The organism is Spartinivicinus marinus, from assembly GCF_026309355.1.
Taxonomy (GTDB): domain Bacteria; phylum Pseudomonadota; class Gammaproteobacteria; order Pseudomonadales; family Zooshikellaceae; genus Spartinivicinus; species Spartinivicinus marinus.
Genome location: NZ_JAPJZK010000001.1, coordinates 3,576,790 through 3,596,264, shown reverse-complemented (window position 1 = coordinate 3,596,264; position 19,475 = coordinate 3,576,790). Strand labels below are relative to the sequence as shown.

Sequence of the window (19,475 nt, the reverse complement as noted above, 5' to 3'; positions counted from 1 at the left end):
AATCTCACAAGTAACTGATTATGTTGGTTAAAATAATACTGTTTCAATAGAATTTACGAAATTTTTACACTTATTAAAATAGCTAAGCATGTATATAAATTTCAAACCTTATCTGTCACAGAAAATTGGCCGATTTTACTGACACCACTTTGTTCTAAAGAGCGGCAGTAATATAAATAAGGAACATGGAGTTTTAGGTTTGAAGGATGGATTCCCGCCTGAAAACGATTAACACCTTGACGATAAGTATAAAAATTAAACCTTATCAATATTTTTATTTTTTGGATAGCCTTTAGTCTAGCTAAATTTTTAGAGAAAATCAGCGTATCTTGCCACCCGCTATAGTCAACCTCTGGCTCTTGCCCATCAATACTAATTATTAAAAATGACCCACCGTACACATGAAAAGAGTAAACACCTGATAATGATATTTCCCAAATTTCGTTTTCTTCTCGTGTTGAGTTGTTTTCAATTTTATCAGCAGCGAATAGCATATTACTTTTAAATTGCTCACTAGATAAGTTATTGGATTGTATATTTATCTGTTTGTTAACTGGAAGTAAATTAGCTAATGCATAGTTAACCGTTAGTTTGCTTGATCTTAGCTGATTTGGTAGTACAGTTTCAGTACATGCAATATCTTCAACTTTTATTTTAAGAGCAACCATTGAAAAACTAGTGTCTACTTTATCAATGGCCAACATAGCAATATTATTTTGTTTTTCCTTCAAAAAAAGCATAATTTCACACCGTTCTTCAGGAGCAAGTGTTACTGCTGTCATTGCTACAGGTTCATTTAATAGTCCTCCATCAGAAGCAATTTTATAAAACGCTTTTTTTTCAGATAATGAAAGTTCAAAGATACGGCTATTAGATGCATTTAATAATCTAAGTCGAATCCAACCAGGTGCAACTGATATATAGGGATTAACTGTTCCATTGACTACTAACGTATCTCCCTTAAAGAGCTTACCAGGCTGACTATTGTATATTTGTTGGCCTTCTACATTAAAGTTTTTGTCTTGAAAAATAAGTGGTATATCATCAAGGCCATAAGTAGTAGGTAAATTTAAGGACATACTATGCTCATCTTCGATAATAATCATTCCAGCATATCCTGAGTAAAGCTGTTTTGATCCTACACTATAGTTAAGAGGATGATACCAGCAAGTTGCTGCTTCCTGTTGGATATGCATGGTCACCCTCCAACTTTCTCCTGGGCTTATCATTTGATGAGGACTACCATCAACATTGCTAGGAATATGCAAACCATGCCAGTGATTCATGGTGATCTCATTCGTTTGGTTCTTGACTTTTATTCCAACAACATCACCTCGTTTAAATTTAATCGTAGGACCTAAATAACTGACTGTTTGCTGACTAGTTGACATTCCAATCGCTGTCGACGCTTGTTGAGAAAAAAAGTGATGATAAGTATTCCTAATCAATATATCTGGTAGCTGATAAAAGTCAGCTAGTGGTTCATATAGTAATGGCGGAATAAATAGTAAGTTATCGTTACTTGTAATTTCATACTTAATATCACCATTTTTCTGTCGACTACAAGAATAGAAAGCACTTAATAACCCTACACCTGAAACAACAGTGAAAAACTGCCGTCGATCCATTTCACTTCCCCATATAGAGCTTGTTTTTATTTTTCTTTCAACAAGATTATTTCACTTATCATGATAAACTGTAAACTGTCCCATCATTCCCTTATCCTCATGCTCTAAAAAATGACAATGGTACATATAAGGCATATGATTAGCTAATACCTTAGCGGCTTCTTTACCCTTAACAGGATTATTAGGGTTACGATATGTTGGGTAGCTAAATTTTATCAAAATTTTTGCAGAGAATACCTGTCCAGCTTCTGGTTGTGTACCCGGCGGTATATCTGGCGGAGTATGATGTACTACGTCTTTCCAACCACGATACTCCATACCAGGAGGTTTATCATTAATCGATAAAATTAAAAATGAACAACCATGAACATGAAACGGATGAGGACCACTTGTCGAGGTTATTTCCCAAACCTCATAAGTATCGATAGGAATTGCATGATTAATCACTCGCATATCAAATAGCTTATCATTAATGTAATGTTCAGACATATCTGCACTTGCACTCAAATTAAACTTCCTGGTTACCGATGGAGCATTAGCTGCAGCTGTTTCCCAATCAATGAATTCATGCCTTAACTGCTCTGGCAAAGTTGCAAGCGGGCCAGGGACAGTACTTGTTACCAAACATAATAGTTCAAACTCTTCTTCATATTGCAAATCAATGATTGTTTTAGCATAAAAATTACTGATAATGCCAGGCTCACCCGTAAAGTTAACCATAATTTCAAACCGTTCACCTGGTGGTATTAATAAACTGTCTTTTTTAACTGGCTGATTTAAAAAACCACCATCTGAAGCTATAACCCAAAATGGACGCTCATCCAAAAAGAAAATTTCAAAATCTCTACCATTTGATGCATTGAGAATTCTAAGCCTTACCCATCCTGGTGGCACAATACTATAGGGGTTTAAGGTACCATTGACTAAATATTTATCCCCAAGGAATACAGGCTTTCCTCTCGTGTCATATATTTGCTGACCAGTGTCATCAATTATTTTATCTTGAAAGATAACAGGGATATCATTTACGCCATATAGGTCAGGCAGCCCAAGGGCTTTTGAATGCTCATCCTCAATGATAAACATACCTGCATGCCCCATATATACCTGTTCGGCTGTTTTTTCACAAGTATGTGAATGATACCAGTTCGTTGATGCCTCTTGATTAATATGCATCGTTGTACACAGTTTCTCACCAACATTAATAACTTGATGAGGCCCCCCATCTATATAACCAGGTATATGCAGACCATGCCAGTGATTGGTCACTTCCTCTTGACGGAAGTTGTACATTTCAAAATCAACAATGTCACCTCTTTTAACCTTTATAGTGGGACCTAAATAAGAACACTGGCTATATAATGTAGAAATTCCTACGGCACTAGCGGGTTTACCAGGATAAAATTCATGAAATGTATCCTGAACATACATAGGAGGAACTTTATAACGTGTAGAATAGGGATTCTCAAGCAGTGGAGGAATATTCAGTTGATTGTAGTCACTTATTGCTTTTAATTGACTTGCTTTAAGAGATTCAGCTGAACTTAAAAGGTTTACAGCAGCGGTACCTGCTGATACAGCAGTCAATCCAAAACTTAGTCCTTTGACAAAAGTACGACGTTTCATCTTTGTTGTCCTTAATATTTTCAATAAACACTATGTTAACTCAAAAAACTTTCAGAAATATCCATCAACTGACTTTCAAAAGCCCTTTCAAAAACCCTTTCAGAAAAAAGCAAAGCCACAAAAATTCAGACAAAAACCAACAGCTCTAAAGAGATATACCCTACACTCTGGGTATACTAGTTATTTATAAAATATAGCGACCTATTTTTCATTTATTTTTTTAATTGCAGATTTTTCAACCTAGCCAGATTATACTTACAAAAATAAACCTTACTATAAAGCAGACTACTTTAAAGCCAATTGAGTAAACCAATATTTGCACTAGCATATATCAAACCACTACCGGAATAAAATTATTAGCAAATTAATCAAACACCATCAATAAGCTTTACAATCAACCAAGCATTACCAATGCATGACATATATTTTACAGCATATAAGCCTATTAGGTTATATGCTTGCTTTATTACTTTTAGGAGTCATGCAACTAATGCATCAGTGTAAATATTACGTAAAGGCATTTGACTGTTTTATACCTTGTTGATATTAAGTGCATAATAAATCAGAAGTTTTATATTGTATATTACCATCATCTTATCATGCAAAGCTTAAGCGTAGTTAAAATATAATAAGATGGACATAAGGAAATTCGCATGAATAATTTTTACAAACTATTAAATATAGTTTTTATTTCTACTGTATTTACAGAGATTAGCAACGCCAAACCAATAGTAAACACTTATACACCTCAATCCGTAGTCCTTAATCCAGCATATTTCAATACAGAACACTTCTTAAAAAATATATCTCTAGTGAATTGCACACTTGAAAACAATCAAGAAGCATTGTGTTTTGAGCTTTCAGTGAAGAGTAATCCTATAAAAGATGGGCCTTACTGCCCTAAAACAATAAATGATGTAGGGGGTATTTATATTTATGATGGCAAAACCAACCCTGGTCTAAGAGTGCTGAAAAGAGATCTTTTTGAAGACATGGAAAAAGATGGTTACGACATTGTTGATGACCAAGGCAATATTCGATTTACATTAGCAATACCAGGACAACCCCCTAATCCTAAATATGCCTACTGTATTGAAGCAGAGCATGACTACAGTTTAAAATTGACCTATTATATTCCAGCATATCCAAGTTATGCTGCAGAACCAACACCAATGAGTAGTGCATCAAATATAGTTGGGCTTTCACTGATTGGATTACCTATCAATGGCTTGCCTCCTTCTGTGGTCACAGGACCTGATGGTCAACGTGGGGGGAGTATCCCTGCATTAGACCCGTGTGGTGGACATATAAATGAAGGTTTCTATCACTCACATATATTTCCAGAAACAATAAATAACATATTTATAAAAAACCATATTTATGACACCCAATGTCAGGGAGTGCATCAAAAATTCGACTCAGACTTAATTGGTTATGCAATGGACGGTTTTCCTATTTATGGCAGTTTCGAATTTACAGGAATACCCCCTACAGATCTTGATGAGTGCAATGGACATATCAGCCCTACTTTGCACTATCCTTGGGGGGAATATCATTATCATGCAGATATCAACTCACCAGTAAACATACCAACCTGTCTAAAAGGCAATCTTGCTAAAGATCAACTGGTTATTGAATAATTTACACAGCAATAAATGCGCTAACAATATAAAAGGAATTCAATAATGAAGAAAAAATTAGCTAATATTGCAATAATGGCTTTTTTATTATCAGCTCATTCTTTAACTAACGCATCAGGTAAAATTACAGGCATTAGCTTTTCTGGACCTGACGATGATATCCACTCTAATCTTGTTCAAATACAGATTGAAGGTGGCTATAATTCACCAAATTGTGATATTACTCGTGCAGCTATCAGAAATACAGAAGATAGACAGCATCTCATTAAATTTGCCTTAACAGCTTTTAAAAATGAAACGCCCGTTGATATTGTGCTAATGGAGGAGGATAAATACTTTAGAGAACGGTGCACTATTAAGCGAATATCAACTGTAAGACCTCAATCAAATTAATTAACGTAATGAAATAGCCATATACCCCCTCAAAATATAGGGTATATATACATGCCTGTTGCCACTGTTTGTAACAGGCTTCCTATTATATTTATAGTCACTTTAATATGAAAAAAATAGTTGGTGCTTTACTAAGTAGTTTAATTTTTTACCCTAATATAGGTTATAGTCACGAAGGAGGATTTGGAGGAGGCTTTGGTGCAGGCTTAGCCCATCCAGTGCTTGGCTTTGATCATTTATTAGCGATGTTGAGTGTAGGGATTTTAAGTGCTCAAATAGGAGGAAATACTATTTGGACAATTCCTTTAGCCTTTGTCAGCTTTATGCTAATGGGAGGGATACTTGGAATAAATGAAGTAGCATTAGTCTCTGTAGAACTAGGTATAGCATTTTCAGTACTTATTTTGGGTGTTGCCCTTGCTGCGGACAAGAAAATCCCCGTTATCATAACAATTTTTTTTGTTGGAATATTTGCCATTTTTCATGGGCATGCCCATGGTACTGAGATGCCATTTTTAGCGGAACCACAGTTATACGCTGTTGGATTTATTATTGGTACAGCAGGCATTCATATTATTGGTGTTTTGATCGGCATTAGTGCCTCAAAAATAAAACAAGGATGGCAGCTGCTTCGTTATATTGGTGCATCTATCGCAGGAATTGGATTTCATCTTATTATTTCTTAAGCCTTGATATTTTTCAGCACAAAGCGAGTACAACTTTGTCTTTTCAGAATATAAGCATAAAGTCTATTCATGTTAATTCTATCTTCTTTGGCTTATTTATATTAACTAGCTCGTTCTCTACTGATGCTGACAACTCATCAATAGCAATAAGCAAACATCTACTTGACTCCGTTATAACAAGAATTCCATTTGTCAAACAAGTTTTAGTTATTCCATGCATCCTAGAAAATAATCTGTCTACTGTTTGTTATCAATTTTCTTTTAACAGTAATCCCATAGCAGATGGGCCTTATTGCCCGAAAACACTAGATAATATCGGTGGATTATATAACTACGATGGCATAACAAATCCAGGTTTTCAGGCACTTAAAAGGCAATTTTTTGAGTCTATGGAAAATGATGGTTTTGATATAGTCGATGATGAAGGCAATATAAGAATAAGCCTTCCCAAAAATACTGATAGTGAATTCAATTATTGTTTTGAAGCAGAACGTGATGATAGTTTAGTCATTACTTATACTATTCCAGTATTTCCTACTGATTTAGCAGTACCTTCACCTAATAATACTGTATTTGATATGGTCGGATTTACCTTAAACGGCATCCCTATAGAAGGCCCTGCACCTTCGGTCATTAATGGAGCACCATTGCCAGATGGAGGTACTGGAGTAGCAGGTAATGTTCCAGCTATCGATCCATGTGGCGGACATGTGGACCCCTCCGGCTATTACCACTTTCATATGCAGCCTGAAACAATAAACCATGTGTTAAAGAAGAATAATATTTATGATGTCTTTTGCTCTAATGTTAGCCAAGATTCATATGCACTTCTTGGCTATGCAATGGATGGGTATCCTCTTTATGCAGATAAAGACTTACCTGGTATGACACAAACTAAATATGATCAATGTAATGGTCACTTTGGTCCAACTCTTGAGTATCCTTTTGGTGTATATCACTATCATGCATCTAATAAAGCAATTCCAAATACACCGCCCTGCCTAAAAGGTGCTAGCGCAAAACACTCTTTTTCTATTGAGTAGTAGCGCCTATCCAATTGGTCTGAATGAAGGTTTTTCCAGTATAATTGAATATGTAGTCTAGGATAATTCAACAGATAATGATAGATCTGATGAATTATCCTACTTAAGTCTACTCTTTATCCTAGCAACTAATCATTTGTAATACCCATTGGCCTTTTTGAGAAAGTCCCATCAGCCATACCTAAATAAACTAGTGTTTTAGGTGGATGTTTTGGTTTAGGTTTTGGATGAGGATCTGCAGTTGCATCATGATCATCAGGTCTTGGCCGAGGCTTCTTCATAGGAGGCATAACAGTCACTATTTTATCAGCTCTACCATCATTTGTGACATCAGCAAAGTTGAGGATTTTAGGTGCTTTTTTAGGCAGATGTTTATCACCATGAAACAACCCTTTTTTAATAAATGTTCCATCGCCATAGCCTAAAAAGGTGACTGATAAAGAATGCCTTGGTGAACCCCAAGCAACTTTATCGAGACTTCCATCACCATTGACATCTACAAATACTTGTTGAGGTAAAGGTGGCGGTCTCTTTGGTTTTCTCTTTTTGTCTTTAGGGTCATTAGGTTGGTCAGCGTTGCTGTATACAAGCGGATCTCCCTCATTCAGATCATGTAGAATATTATTATCCGCAAATACAATACTAGCTATACATGATGATAAGATCAAAGCAAATGATTTTGTTAAATTATTATTCATTGTGTAGTCCTTACAGTATAAAGTCCATTTATCATTAGAGGTTAGTTTTATTACTGCACAAAAACTTCATTTATATATTTAAAATGGTGGTTCAAATGGATCATCACTGGACAAGCAGCTTTTATCTCCATCTAACTGTAGTGAGTGACCCGTAATATCCTCTATAACTTTGATGTTATTAGGTCTATATAATAATTCTAAAATTTCTTGGTAATCGGTACCTAATATAGAAAAACCTTTTGCTAGCTGGATATAATAGTGTAATCTAAGCCATTGAATTAGAATAAAGTCTCTAAAAAGCTCTTCTGATTTTATTTTATTATAATAACTAGAATGCATTTTCTTAGCTTGTCTTAAATAAAGTTGTAAATGATACATATAAGCCGCTGCACTATCCATTGCATTACTAGCACCATATCCATCGATATATTCACCTACAACAGCAACACCAACCAATCCTGTTAGCCCTGCATTAAGCTCACTCAATACACCCTGCATTAAATAGCTACCCTGGGTGCGATCTCTCAAGTACAAATCATCCCATGGTTTAGTCACATTTGACTCTAATAAAGGGATAATTTCTCTACGTGGAAATCCTCCATGAATAGGTACTTTAGGTTGCCAATGCTGATTAACATATGCTGTTAATTGCTGCTCCCAATCCGTTCGACTAGGGTCAAGATCATACATATGCGTTTCTTCATGAATAGCAACCATAAGAGATTCAGCCATTTTGTTAAAATTTGTCTTATTTACAAACTGAGAAAAATAAGGGTCATTTGCTTGAGCTTTAACTAGCTTAACACCACTTTGCCAACGCCTATCATAAACTGACATAATTGTTTGCAACCAATTATATCGACTAAATTTACTTTTCAAATCAGCAATATTGGCGTCTCCCTTAATGACTTCTTCATAACAATATCCATATTTTTTATTGACATCTGTATTTACATACCGACTCTGTATATTTATAAAACGATCATGTTGATTATGACTTTTAAATTTTGCATAGTATAAACCTTTATCAGCTATTGTAACTACACAAACACTTTTGTTATTACCAACTGCATATGAAGTACACTTTAGTTCATAGTTATCTTTCTCTTTACTCATAACTACATTGAGTTCTATCTGTTTCCCCATAAATGATACAACAGACATATGATAAGGCACTATTAACCTATATACTTTATTTACTTCTATTCTTTTATAGCTATTCAATAGATAAGCATTTGATGAAATAGTAATTTTACTATCTGTATTTATAGCTACAGATGATGACATTGCCTGAGTATTGAATAAAATAGCTACAACAAATAGCACTTGCCTTGCATTATTATCTATAACGTTCATCACTCATTATTCCTTTAAATCAAGTTTATTCCCTGACCAACCAATATGGATTATAGAGAAAAAATAGCAAAAAACGTAATCAGCAATAGCTACATATTTTGCACAGACAATCAAAATATAAGCATGAATAGTTCTAACAAATTATAACGATAACAAGTCGCTATTAAGATTTTTCAAATATAGTTATCTACTGATTCACAGCAAAGAAAATTTACACTAATTTACAATTAAGGCTTTAATTTAAATAACGCAATATTCGTACTCAATTACAGCTATTAAATAATATATATTTTATGAATCCTATACTTATCAACAAACAACATCATCTATTAGCATTTTTACAACAAAGCATACTATATACCCAAAGCGAAGGGTTTTTAGGTGAGGCCATCAAGTGACGAATCCCCATGAGTCTATATTAATAGGTGATTGGAGTGAGGAACGACGATAACAAAACCTAAAAATGATTCGCGATGGGTATAGCTTAAACGATTGTTTTTTTGACGCTAGCTTATATCAATAAGATTGAAGTTGATAATGTTTGTAATATCTTGCGTGTAGAATGATTAACTCAGGTTATTATGCAGCATGTTTTAGTAACACACATAAACATCATTTGCGAAGGGTATTCACTAAAACTATCATTTTTATTATTTGATGCTAGATTAACAAAATAGTCTACCAAAAATTTCTGAGCAGTAAAGTGAAAGTACTACTAATCATTATAGGTATTCTTATATTAATAACTATTGCTGTAGCAAGCTTTGGTTACTACTGGTGGAGTCAGCATGGAGAACAGTTTATAGCAGATACTCAAGAAATTATGAATAAGGCTGGTGAGTTTGCCAAAGAAGCCGATTCCTTTGCTTGCTTAGATAAGGTTAATGAAATGATAGTTAACTGCGAGTCTATAGAATGTACTTTGCACAACCGTTTTTTTTTAAGTGAATGCCTAGCTATAGCCAAATATGATGTAGATTTTTGCCAAAATATTCCACCCGCAAGTGACTTCATACAAGCAGCTGATTGGAAGCAACAACACTGTATTAAGATTAACAAAAATGACACCTATTGTGAGGGTGTTATAGATGAAGTGATTATATTCTGCGATACTAAAAGAGATTTACTATAACCACCTGATGATTCATTACATTTTCAGCTTTATCCTTTCATCTTATAAAATATCCATCCATATCCAACATAAATTTAAAACAATTGTTATACTTTTCATAAAGAGTAAAGACACATTATTGTCATGTTCAAACATCTGAGTAAGCCTTTTTTTAGAGCATTTCAAGGGGCTGTGTTAGCTACAGGTGCTCCTTTAGGTTGGCTTTTAATTCGCTATCTTCAAAATATTGACATCTGGACTGAACTGGTTGAATATACAGGTGTTTATTTATATATGTTGGTGGGTACTACAATTGCCTTCGCATGTTTTGGCTGGTATGTTGGGCATAACGAAAGTTTATCAGATGAACTGGCAATTAGAGACCATTTAACTGGCCTTTATAATGTGCGTTATTTCCAGAATCGTCTTGTTGAAGAAACGAACTCCTCTAAACGACACCAGATCCCTCTATCCTTGATCATCTATGACATTGACCACTTCAAACAGGTAAATGATCATTATGGGCATCCAGCTGGCGATAAAGTCTTAATTGCTATATCTGAAACGGCACAAAAGAATCTAAGAAGTAGTGAAGTAGTTGCTCGTGTAGGTGGCGAAGAGTTTGCCGTGTTACTGCCTTTTTGTACTGAAGAACATGCAATACAAACGGCAGAACGTATTAGAGAAGCGGTCAGTAAGATAAAAGTTACAATTGATAACCAAAACCAAATCAGCCGAACCATTTCTTTGGGAGTTGCTTCGTTACAACAAGGTGAAAATTGCGACTCATTATATCGTCGTGCAGACACAGCTCTATATGAAGCAAAGAATTCTGGAAGAAACAAAGCTATTGTAAGCTCTGATAGCAAAACATCAAATTAGCATTGTATTGTAATAGTTTTACTTACTAAAATATTTAATCTGAAATCAATGATTTCCACTAGAGTTTAGGAAGCTTAGGCTTATTATGTCGTAAATGTGCCAGGTGCTGCCATACCCACCAACGCATTGCCTCCCATTTCGCTCTGTCATGTATATTTTCATTAGGTAAATGGGGAAAACAGTCTAAAGGAGCGTATATATGTGTTCCATCAATTAAGTATATATCAATATGGTCAAATCTCATTACAACATGTTGAATTTTAACAAGATTTTTTTGTTGGGTAGCCATGCTGCACCCTCTTACAACAAACTAATGCTGTGAAAACATGGATACTAATAAGTATAGTGTTTATCAACTATTCATCGCCACTCTTTCTCATTCTATAACGTTATAGACAATATGAATGCTGTTTAAGATCAATTGATGAATGAGGTACTATATGTGCTGACAATAAGTCTTAAATACCTTTCTTACGAGTATATACCCAATGCGTAGGACTTTTAGGTGAGGCCATCAAGCGACGAAGCCTCATGAGCCTATATTAATAGGTGATTGGGGTGACAGTTAAATGCTCCATGCATTAACTGCATTCACACCATCCTTGGTGATTAGGAACGATGATAACAAAACCTAAAAATCATTCGCGACGGGTAAAAATGGCAATAAATAGCTTATAATATACCCATCATGAATCATTTTTAGGTGTAAAAATAAAGTGGTATATACTCAAAGCGAAGGATTATTTAGACGAGGCCACCGAGCGATGAAGCCCCAGAAGTTTAGATAAACTAAATGACTGGGGTGAAGAACGACGGTAACAAAACCTAAAAATCATTCGCGAAGAGTATATGCTAATCTTCAACGATAAGGAAATCATGTGTACAAAGCTGCCTTCTCTTCAATAACCTTCATTATCACAGTAGTATTACTGACTTTTAATTTATTTTTTTGGAGCATCCTTGAAAAGAGCACTTTATTTGGTACAACCACCCAATCACAATGGCTTAAATTATTAACATTTAACCCTCTGGAATGGGCTGAAGCATTTGGCTTACCTTTCTTATTATCAATTTTCTTTCACTCATCAGCAGAGCATTTGATATCAAACTTAATTATGTTACTCATTGTCTCTTCAGTATGCGAAAAAAAACTAGGAAAAACAAATACACTATTACTATTTTTCTTAACCCACTTATCTTCATTAGCAATCATAGCAATGTTTTATGAATTTAATTTTACAGGAAAGCCAATAATTTTATCAGGATCATCAGCCGCAATTTTTGGAATGCTTGGATTTTATCTATTAAAAGAAAGGAAGTGGGTCATATGTATAACAATTTTCTGCTTTTTACTACTAAATCAAACCAATATAATCAGTTTATTTCCTTACAAATATACTCTAATTGACCCACATTTAATTGGCTACTCTATAGGTATTACCAGTTCAATTTTATTCTCAAAAACTATTTTAAGGTATATTACTCTACTCAAGTGAAAGCTTTCGCACATTACCTTCTATATCAACTGTTACCCAGTTTGATTCAACCGAAATAGGGCTGGCATAAGTTTTTTCCCACTGCCCTTCTTCTACTGAAGGTAAATAATGATGAAGCAGTTTTCCTGTTGAGGGATTTAAAAATATTATACCTTTATTAGCTGTCGTATAAGCTAAAATATTTGTTTCATAATCGTATGATACTGAAGTCATGTGCTTACCTGATAATTTAGACTCAAAACACCATTTTTTAGTTCTTTTAGATGTATCTATACGACATACTTGCCCAGATAGATCACTAAATATTATGTCTTCATCTAATACAAATGGTATTCCAATAACAGGAGATTTATTTAATATACTGAATTGTGGCTCACCTGTTACTTTATCATAACAATTTACACCACCTAGTTTTGTTTCAAAATAAATTTCTCCCATAATGAAGCAAGCATATTGAGAGGTTATTGCAGGTTCCATCCAACTAGATGCAGGTATTTCATGCTTCCATACCTCTTTTCCTGTCATAAACTCATAAGCTATTGCATAAGAACGGTGTTTTTGATTATCTCCTTTTTCTCTGCCTGTGCCTACATAAACAATACCATGATCAACTCTAACAGCGGCGTCCATATGACCAGGTGTTTGATGCCATACTTGCTTCATTGTATGAGGATCAATTGCATGTATACCATCACTTCCTGCAACTGCAAATAGCAGCGTTCTCCCTTGATACTTCCCAATAACAGGCTGCCCTTCTGTATGACCTTTTGTTGAATAACGAGTTTCATGTTCACCAGTAGCTAAATTAATCTTATAAATACGTGCATGATGTGTGTCATGAGTACCCTCTCCAGCAAATAAGTACCCATTAAATACTATCGGAGAAGGCGTTACTATAGTACCAATAAAGAATTTTCTTAATGTTTGCCCATCTTTAGTTGATAGCTCATGAATATAGCCATCATCGGCACCAAAAAATAGAGAGTTGCCACTTAAAGCTCCAGTCCTAAAAGATCCCATAGGCAACTTAATTTTCCATTGTTGTTTTATTGAATTAAATGATTTAGGAAGTAGATTGGACTCCTGAGACTTATTGGTCCGACTTAGTAATTCAGAATAATTCACCTCTGCTAATGGAATCGGCTGGTGTTGTTTATTAATCACCCACTCAAATGATGGTAAATTATGGACATATTGGTAACTTTTGTATCCTCCATAAACTAATATATTAACAATGAGTGCTATCAATAACACTTTCGGCTTTAATAAAATTTCAAGCAGTTGTTTTGGCCCTTCAGTTTTTAATTTTATCCCAAACAAACCTGCAATGAATGCAGCAACTACGCTTATTGCAACACTTAACATTGTGAAAGGAATAAGTACTGTAGGAACAATCAGAGGTATATATTCTACACTTTCATTAATGTAACTCATAACTAATATGTCCATTGTTTCCATCTAAACAAATTTTTTGCCCGTCTCTAAGTCTATTAATACAATCTCTAATACCACTAATCGCAGGTATTCCCATTTCTCTTGCAACAATAGCTGAATGAGATAAAATGCCTCCTTTTTCAACAATAATACCAACTGATTTGGTAAATAAGGGAGTCCATCCTGGGTCTGTTGATTCAGCAACAATAATCGTGTCTTCAGGCAACGAATTCATATCACATTGACTAATATCACTCACTATTTTAACAGTACCATAAACTAAGCCAGGAGAAATTGGCTCGCCATCTAAACAATCAACTTCTTCTGAGTAATTACCAGAAATAAGTTCATCAAGTTTACTTAAACTAATAATCATAGGCAGTGAGTAACGCTTGAAAACAAGTGACTGCTGCTTTCTATCTTTTATTTTACTTATAATTTTATCAGATATATTTATTGGAGAAATAATCTCATCACTTATAATTTCATCAACCCCCAGTAAGTAAATATCATCAAACAACTTACTTCTTTTACCTATTTCTTGGACAATATATCGTATGTGAGCAAAAGGCTTTAATATCTCCATTTTCCACGATTCCCTGAGCTCAAGCATAGATTTCAATAGCTGCCATTCTTGGAGAATTATCGATTTTTTAAATGTTTTTAACCCGTTAATTTCATCTTCAACTTTATCGACAGCATAGTTAACTTCTTCACTCGTTGAGCCTGATTTTTTAAGGTTAATAAAAGCTTTTTGGCCCAATTCAACCCATCTAGGGTTGGACAGATCCAGCTCACCTGCTCCTCGGTGACCATATCTAGCCATGAAAAATGGTTGTTTATTAGTATCTTCACATGCCCTTTTAAAATACCGATTCATTTCATAGCTGACTGTTTTCAAACCAATAGCCATCCATCGTTTTAAAGTTTTTTTGGCTTGCTGCTCCCCTAACAGATTGCTGAGAATAGCTTCAAGTGAATGTAGAGTTGCTTCTGTTAGAACAATTAAAATAAATGGCCACAATAAACTGTTTTTAGTAAAAACATGGCATTCTTTAGCAAACCTCTTCAATAATTCTACGTTATCCCAACTCTGATACATAGTAGGGTCATAGGGTCTATCCATTTTATGCTTAAATTTCGCTAATTCTCTTAAACATTGATCCTGCCAATACTTACGTCTACTGCTTAAATTCCAGCCAACTTTTAGCATATTATAAATTGCAAGAGGGGTTCTTATTAAAGACTGAGCCGTCAGTTCCTTAATGCTAAACTTCAAGTGGGGCCTAGGTTTCAAATTTATTGAGTATGGGATAGGCCCAAAGTATAATGGAAACATCATATTTAAATTTATATAAGCTCTACCAAAAACCCTATCTAAAATTGATTCATGAGGAGAAAACTCCTTATCAACAAAACTTAAATAACCCAATTGTTTTAATGCATCTCCAAATGCATTATGTGGTAAAAATGCTTTCTGCCAAAGAGTATATGTTATATAGCTTTGTATGCCTGTCCATTCAGCAAATGTTTGCCCATCCCAAGTTGTCTCTTGATCATATTGACGATGAAGCCTTTCTAATTCTTGTTCAACAATTCTTAAGTGCGTAGAGTATGTGTATGCAGCAGTAATAGGTCTGGCTTGTAATAGTTTTAACTGATTTTCTTCATCTATAGCCCACTCCATATCAACGTCAACATCCAGTAAATTTTTGACTATTGTTCCCATTCTTTGGATATCATTCGTGAATGTTTTTTCCCACATAGGGTGAGTATCTTGTAGAACTCCACCATAAATTCTGTAGGGGGTTTGCTTTCCTGATACTAAAGCCTCCCCATACCCCTCAATGAATTCAATTAAATCACCAGCATGTTTACCTCTAGGGTCAGATGAAAAATATACACCCGAGAATTTTGGTTTAACCATTATTTGTATAAGTACATTCATACATCCACTACTTGCTTTACCTAGAAAGTGCTCCCTATATACTTTAGAAGAAACTTTATTTATGGAGTCAAAGCACTTAGTTACTGCTATTTGCAAAGTTTGATTATCTCTCACATTCAAGTAGCTATTATTTTGCCCAGCAAAACTTACTTGACTGTCATCCTCATCACTCGCAGAGCTTCTAACAGCTAGTGGCTTATAGCCTGTATTATTCCACCAATCGAAAATTTCATCCCATTCGTCTTGCTTAGTAGGCAAAGAGGTTAATATAATACCTTCTGGTACAGGAAGTTTATTCTGATATAAGCAAGCTAGATTAAAAGCTTTACCACCAATATCTTTATTATTTTGATTAATATCACTGAAATATAACAGTGTCACAATCGCTCCTTGATTATAGACATGCCCAATAGAAAATTGCGCTTATTGAAAAGTAGAGAAATTGAATTAAACTTAGTAATGATGATTTAATAATATGTACTTCACGAATGATCTCTAGGTATTGTTATCTTAATCTGATACCTTCACCTAAAAATCATTCGGGTTGGGCATAGTAATTAACTTGCTTTCTTAATTGCAATTTTCTTCGTTCTGCTTTGTACTAGTTCTTTCCTAGGAAGACTTATACATAAGACACCATTTTTAAATGATGCACTAATTTCATCTGCATCCGCATCCTCTGGTATTGTAAGCATTCGCTGAAATTTCCCATAACTGCGTTCTACCCGATAATGATGCTCCTCTTTTTCTTCTTTTTCATTTTTCTTTTCACCACTTATAATTAATGTATTATCTCTCATTTCAAGCTTTATATCTTTCTCTTCAACACCTGGTACTTCTACACTTATTAAATATTCTTTATCTTTTGCACTAATATCAATACTAGGCTTAAACATATTATTTGATACCCTTGACCATTCGTCAGAAAAACTGGGAAAGCCACTTCCTTTGAACATACTGTCAAACAATCTATCAACTTCTTTATGAAATTGAATTAACGGGTTTGCGATAGGATCATAAGCCCCTCCTATAGCGAGATTTTTACCTTCTTGCTCTTCTTCCTTTTTAAGCCAGTTCCAGGGAATTAAGTCCTTAACATTCATAACATAGTTTCCTTTACTCAATTATTTAATTGATTTATATCAAAGAACTGTATTTTTAAAGTAACATTCACATTACTGTATTATAGATGCAATACCACCACCTATATGCTCTTAGGCGTTCTGCTACTGAAAGTCACAAACTATGTGACTTTCTTAAAAGTCATTAATATTAGGCATATCTACAACTTGAATATTTAATTAAGCAATAGACGAATTTTGTGTATCTTAGGACTTTAATCAGATAGATAATAGAATACATTATATTTGTATTCAAATATGGCCATTAATTGTTTCACGTACTAGTTGTATCGCTACTTTCTGTGGTGATTATGAAGAAGAATAGTAAGAAAATCTAAAACTCACTCATTAAGGTCATAGGTGACATATTTATATCAATTAAATTACATCCTTGATGTACAATTAACTCACCATCCACATAACAGGAAGTGCTTGTAGTATGATCAATACAAAAGTGTTTGAAGGAAGGTATCGAAGACAGCTTTCAGTAAGGGAACTACCTCCATAAGCCTACGGTTATTTCTTTAATTTTTACTTGTAAAATCTATGAAATAACCGTGTAAGCAAGAGGCTAATTGTTATTTTTTCACAGGTTTTGTTTTTTTACCGCTTTTAGCTTGTCTGCTGCTATTACTATTACTATTACTATTGCTTTTACGTCGTTTGCTACCTTTAAAAGAGTCCTGCTTTTTATTCCGTTTAGGCTTACGTTCAGTGACAGGAAGCTCTTTGCCTGCTGTACCTATATTCAACTTTTGGCTACAAACATAAACACCTTTTAATAGTTGTAGCACATCTTTAGGCATGCCTGCTGGTAAATCAACTGTACTAAATTCATCGTATATGCATATTTCACCAATATACTGGCTTTCAATATCCGCCTCATTGGCAATAGCACCAACCAAGTTACCGGGTTTCAAACCATGATCACGCCCTACATCTACCTGATAACGTTGCATTTCAATATCTGGATGGGCTTTTAGTGGCTCTGCCTGATGGCTGTATTGCCTGCGTTTTCTGCCTTTTTCCTCAGGTTCTTCACTTTTAAACTTTTCAGCTTTTAAATTCAGCAATAGAGGCTGTTCACCTTGTACCATTTTAGCCAAAGCCGCTGCGATATTAATCGCATCTACTTCATGTTCTGCCTGGTATTCAGATACTAATTTATAGAATAACTCCAGCCCATCACCTGCCATTGTGTCCGTAATCCGTTGCTTGAAACGCTCAATCCGCTGATCATTGATATCTTTCGGTGATGGTAACGCCATTGCCGCTATCGTTTGTTTAGTGGCTTTTTCAATTGCCCGCAACATGCGCATTTCACGAGGAGCAACAAATAAAATGGCCTGTCCTTCTCGTCCAGCACGTCCAGTACGTCCAATTCGATGAATATAAGCTTCTGTGTCATATGGAATGTCATAATTCACCACATGACTGATACGCTCAACATCCAAGCCACGTGCAGCCACATCTGTAGCTATTACAATATCCAACTGCTGTTTCTTTAACCTACTAACAGTCATTTCCCGCTGTTTCTGTGGCATATCCCCATTTAATGCAGCACAAGAATAACCTCGTGCTTCTAACTTTTCTGCCAACTCAATGGTCGCTGTTTTGGTACGAACAAAGATAATCATGGCATCGAAGTTTTCTACTTCTAAAATACGCGTTAAAGCATCTAACTTGTTCACCCCTCGCACAGCCCAATAGCGCTGACTGATGGTTTCAGCCGTAGCCGTTTGCATAGCAATTTTGATTTCTTTAGGGTCTTTTAAATGTTGTCTTGCTACTTTTCTGATAACTGTTGGCATAGTGGCAGAAAACAACGCAACCTGTCGTGTGGCTGGCGTTTGATCCATAATCCACTCCACATCATCAATAAAGCCCATCCGCAGCATTTCATCGGCTTCGTCTAACACTAAAGCTTGCAAATTATCTAGCTGCAGACTGCCACGACGGATATTGTCCATTACCCGGCCAGGGGTACCAACCACTACATGCACCCCCCTTTTTAATTGCCGTAACTGAACTGAGTAACTTTGCCCACCATAGATAGGTAACACATGAAATCCTTTCATATACTTGGCATAGCTTTGAAATGCTTCGGCTACCTGGATTGCTAGCTCTCGTGTAGGGGTTAATACTAATACCTGTGGCTTGGTTTCTTTAAGGTTAAGTCTGGCCAATAATGGCAAGGCAAAAGCAGCTGTTTTACCACTACCTGTTTGAGCCTGGCCAAGAATGTCACTACCTTCCAGCAAATGCGGAATACATTCAGCCTGGATTGGGGAAGGTGTTTCATACCCCACTTCGTCCAGAGCTTTCAGTAATGAATCAGTCAGCGCCAAGTCCGCAAATGTTGGCTGCGAAGGTGTTGAAGACATTAAGTTGTTTCCTCAGTAACAGGGCAGGC

16 protein-coding genes are annotated in these 19,475 nt (G+C 35.3%); 7 read left to right on the top strand and 9 right to left on the bottom strand.

What is annotated here, in order from left to right; all coding sequences use genetic code 11:
* Nucleotides 1–101 precede the first annotated feature (101 nt).
* Both OQE68_RS16145 and OQE68_RS16140 read right to left on the bottom strand, forming a co-directional pair.
* Nucleotides 102–1,391: a multicopper oxidase family protein gene (locus tag OQE68_RS16145; protein WP_266195698.1), complete on the bottom strand. Its 1,290-nt coding sequence runs from the start codon at nt 1,389–1,391 to the stop codon at nt 102–104.
* Nucleotides 1,392–1,679: 288 nt separating this feature from the next.
* Nucleotides 1,680–3,254, bottom strand: a complete 1,575-nt coding sequence (locus OQE68_RS16140) for a multicopper oxidase family protein (RefSeq protein ID WP_180570548.1) — start codon at nt 3,252–3,254, stop codon at nt 1,680–1,682.
* Between the two features lie 653 nt (nt 3,255–3,907).
* On the opposite strand from OQE68_RS16140, the gene OQE68_RS16135 reads away from it, so the two are divergent.
* The 4 genes from OQE68_RS16135 to OQE68_RS16120 all read left to right on the top strand — a co-directional run bounded on the left by OQE68_RS16135 (nt 3,908) and on the right by OQE68_RS16120 (nt 7,016).
* Nucleotides 3,908–4,894, top strand: coding sequence for a YHYH protein (locus OQE68_RS16135; RefSeq protein WP_180570547.1), 987 nt, complete (start codon nt 3,908–3,910; stop codon nt 4,892–4,894).
* A gap of 45 nt (nt 4,895–4,939) precedes the next feature.
* The gene (locus OQE68_RS16130; protein ID WP_180570546.1) at nt 4,940–5,287 is read left to right on the top strand and encodes a hypothetical protein; all 348 of its coding nucleotides are present in this window, start codon (nt 4,940–4,942) and stop codon (nt 5,285–5,287) included.
* A 107-nt stretch (nt 5,288–5,394) separates the two neighbouring features.
* Nucleotides 5,395–5,973, top strand: coding sequence for a HupE/UreJ family protein (locus tag OQE68_RS16125; RefSeq protein WP_180570545.1), 579 nt, complete (start codon nt 5,395–5,397; stop codon nt 5,971–5,973).
* Complete coding sequence (locus OQE68_RS16120) at nt 5,907–7,016, top strand: YHYH protein (RefSeq protein WP_180570544.1); 1,110 nt, start codon at nt 5,907–5,909, stop codon at nt 7,014–7,016. The genes OQE68_RS16125 and OQE68_RS16120 overlap by 67 nt, the downstream gene beginning before the upstream one ends.
* Before the next feature lie 128 nt (nt 7,017–7,144).
* Here OQE68_RS16120 and OQE68_RS16115 read toward each other — a convergent pair whose 3' ends face one another.
* Together OQE68_RS16115 and OQE68_RS16110 are read right to left on the bottom strand one after the other, a co-directional pair.
* Nucleotides 7,145–7,714, bottom strand: a complete 570-nt coding sequence (locus tag OQE68_RS16115) for an FG-GAP-like repeat-containing protein (RefSeq protein WP_180570543.1) — start codon at nt 7,712–7,714, stop codon at nt 7,145–7,147.
* Nucleotides 7,715–7,792: 78 nt separating this feature from the next.
* The gene (locus OQE68_RS16110; protein ID WP_180570542.1) at nt 7,793–9,070 is read right to left on the bottom strand and encodes a hypothetical protein; all 1,278 of its coding nucleotides are present in this window, start codon (nt 9,068–9,070) and stop codon (nt 7,793–7,795) included.
* A gap of 703 nt (nt 9,071–9,773) precedes the next feature.
* Between OQE68_RS16110 and OQE68_RS16105 the strand changes: the two genes are divergently transcribed.
* Together OQE68_RS16105 and OQE68_RS16100 are read left to right on the top strand one after the other, a co-directional pair.
* Nucleotides 9,774–10,202, top strand: coding sequence for a hypothetical protein (locus tag OQE68_RS16105; RefSeq protein ID WP_180570541.1), 429 nt, complete (start codon nt 9,774–9,776; stop codon nt 10,200–10,202).
* A 123-nt stretch (nt 10,203–10,325) separates the two neighbouring features.
* Nucleotides 10,326–11,063 (top strand): GGDEF domain-containing protein, encoded by a 738-nt coding sequence (locus tag OQE68_RS16100; protein ID WP_180570540.1) that lies wholly within the window; start codon nt 10,326–10,328, stop codon nt 11,061–11,063.
* Nucleotides 11,064–11,121: 58 nt separating this feature from the next.
* Here the strand turns inward: OQE68_RS16100 and OQE68_RS16095 are convergent, their stop codons facing one another.
* Entirely contained in the window at nt 11,122–11,352 is a 231-nt protein-coding gene (locus OQE68_RS16095) for a hypothetical protein (protein ID WP_180570539.1), read from the bottom strand.
* 589 nt (nt 11,353–11,941) lie between these two features.
* Here OQE68_RS16095 and OQE68_RS16090 point away from each other — a divergent pair.
* Entirely contained in the window at nt 11,942–12,559 is a 618-nt protein-coding gene (locus OQE68_RS16090; RefSeq protein ID WP_180570538.1) for a rhomboid family intramembrane serine protease, read from the top strand.
* Here the strand turns inward: OQE68_RS16090 and OQE68_RS16085 are convergent.
* The 4 genes from OQE68_RS16085 to OQE68_RS16070 all read right to left on the bottom strand — a co-directional run bounded on the left by OQE68_RS16085 (nt 12,548) and on the right by OQE68_RS16070 (nt 19,446).
* On the bottom strand, nt 12,548–14,017 hold the full coding sequence (locus tag OQE68_RS16085; RefSeq protein ID WP_266195697.1) for an outer membrane protein assembly factor BamB family protein: 1,470 nt from the start codon (nt 14,015–14,017) through the stop codon (nt 12,548–12,550). The genes OQE68_RS16090 and OQE68_RS16085 overlap by 12 nt on opposite strands.
* Complete coding sequence (locus tag OQE68_RS16080; RefSeq protein ID WP_180570536.1) at nt 13,980–16,322, bottom strand: PEP/pyruvate-binding domain-containing protein; 2,343 nt, start codon at nt 16,320–16,322, stop codon at nt 13,980–13,982. The genes OQE68_RS16085 and OQE68_RS16080 overlap by 38 nt, the downstream gene beginning before the upstream one ends.
* Before the next feature lie 176 nt (nt 16,323–16,498).
* Entirely contained in the window at nt 16,499–17,044 is a 546-nt protein-coding gene (locus tag OQE68_RS16075) for an Hsp20/alpha crystallin family protein (protein ID WP_180570535.1), read from the bottom strand.
* 596 nt (nt 17,045–17,640) lie between these two features.
* Complete coding sequence (locus OQE68_RS16070; RefSeq protein ID WP_180570534.1) at nt 17,641–19,446, bottom strand: DEAD/DEAH box helicase; 1,806 nt, start codon at nt 19,444–19,446, stop codon at nt 17,641–17,643.
* Nucleotides 19,447–19,475: the final 29 nt, after the last annotated feature.

Excerpts from the sequence above, each read along its gene's own strand:
- OQE68_RS16075 (WP_180570535.1), bottom strand. The coding sequence starts at position 17,044 with ATGAATGTTAAGGACTTAATTCCCTGGAACTGGCTTAAAAAGGAAGAA.
- OQE68_RS16120 (WP_180570544.1), top strand. The coding sequence starts at position 5,907 with ATGGCAGCTGCTTCGTTATATTGGTGCATCTATCGCAGGAATTGGATT.
- OQE68_RS16135 (WP_180570547.1), top strand. The coding sequence starts at position 3,908 with ATGAATAATTTTTACAAACTATTAAATATAGTTTTTATTTCTACTGTA.
- OQE68_RS16140 (WP_180570548.1), bottom strand. The coding sequence starts at position 3,254 with ATGAAACGTCGTACTTTTGTCAAAGGACTAAGTTTTGGATTGACTGCT.
- OQE68_RS16095 (WP_180570539.1), bottom strand. The coding sequence starts at position 11,352 with ATGGCTACCCAACAAAAAAATCTTGTTAAAATTCAACATGTTGTAATG.
- OQE68_RS16145 (WP_266195698.1), bottom strand. The coding sequence starts at position 1,391 with ATGTCAACTAGTCAGCAAACAGTCAGTTATTTAGGTCCTACGATTAAA.
- OQE68_RS16110 (WP_180570542.1), bottom strand. The coding sequence starts at position 9,070 with ATGAACGTTATAGATAATAATGCAAGGCAAGTGCTATTTGTTGTAGCT.
- OQE68_RS16130 (WP_180570546.1), top strand. The coding sequence starts at position 4,940 with ATGAAGAAAAAATTAGCTAATATTGCAATAATGGCTTTTTTATTATCA.
- OQE68_RS16115 (WP_180570543.1), bottom strand. The coding sequence starts at position 7,714 with ATGAATAATAATTTAACAAAATCATTTGCTTTGATCTTATCATCATGT.
- OQE68_RS16085 (WP_266195697.1), bottom strand. The coding sequence starts at position 14,017 with ATGGAAACAATGGACATATTAGTTATGAGTTACATTAATGAAAGTGTA.
- OQE68_RS16100 (WP_180570540.1), top strand. The coding sequence starts at position 10,326 with ATGTTCAAACATCTGAGTAAGCCTTTTTTTAGAGCATTTCAAGGGGCT.
- OQE68_RS16070 (WP_180570534.1), bottom strand. The coding sequence starts at position 19,446 with ATGTCTTCAACACCTTCGCAGCCAACATTTGCGGACTTGGCGCTGACT.
- OQE68_RS16125 (WP_180570545.1), top strand. The coding sequence starts at position 5,395 with ATGAAAAAAATAGTTGGTGCTTTACTAAGTAGTTTAATTTTTTACCCT.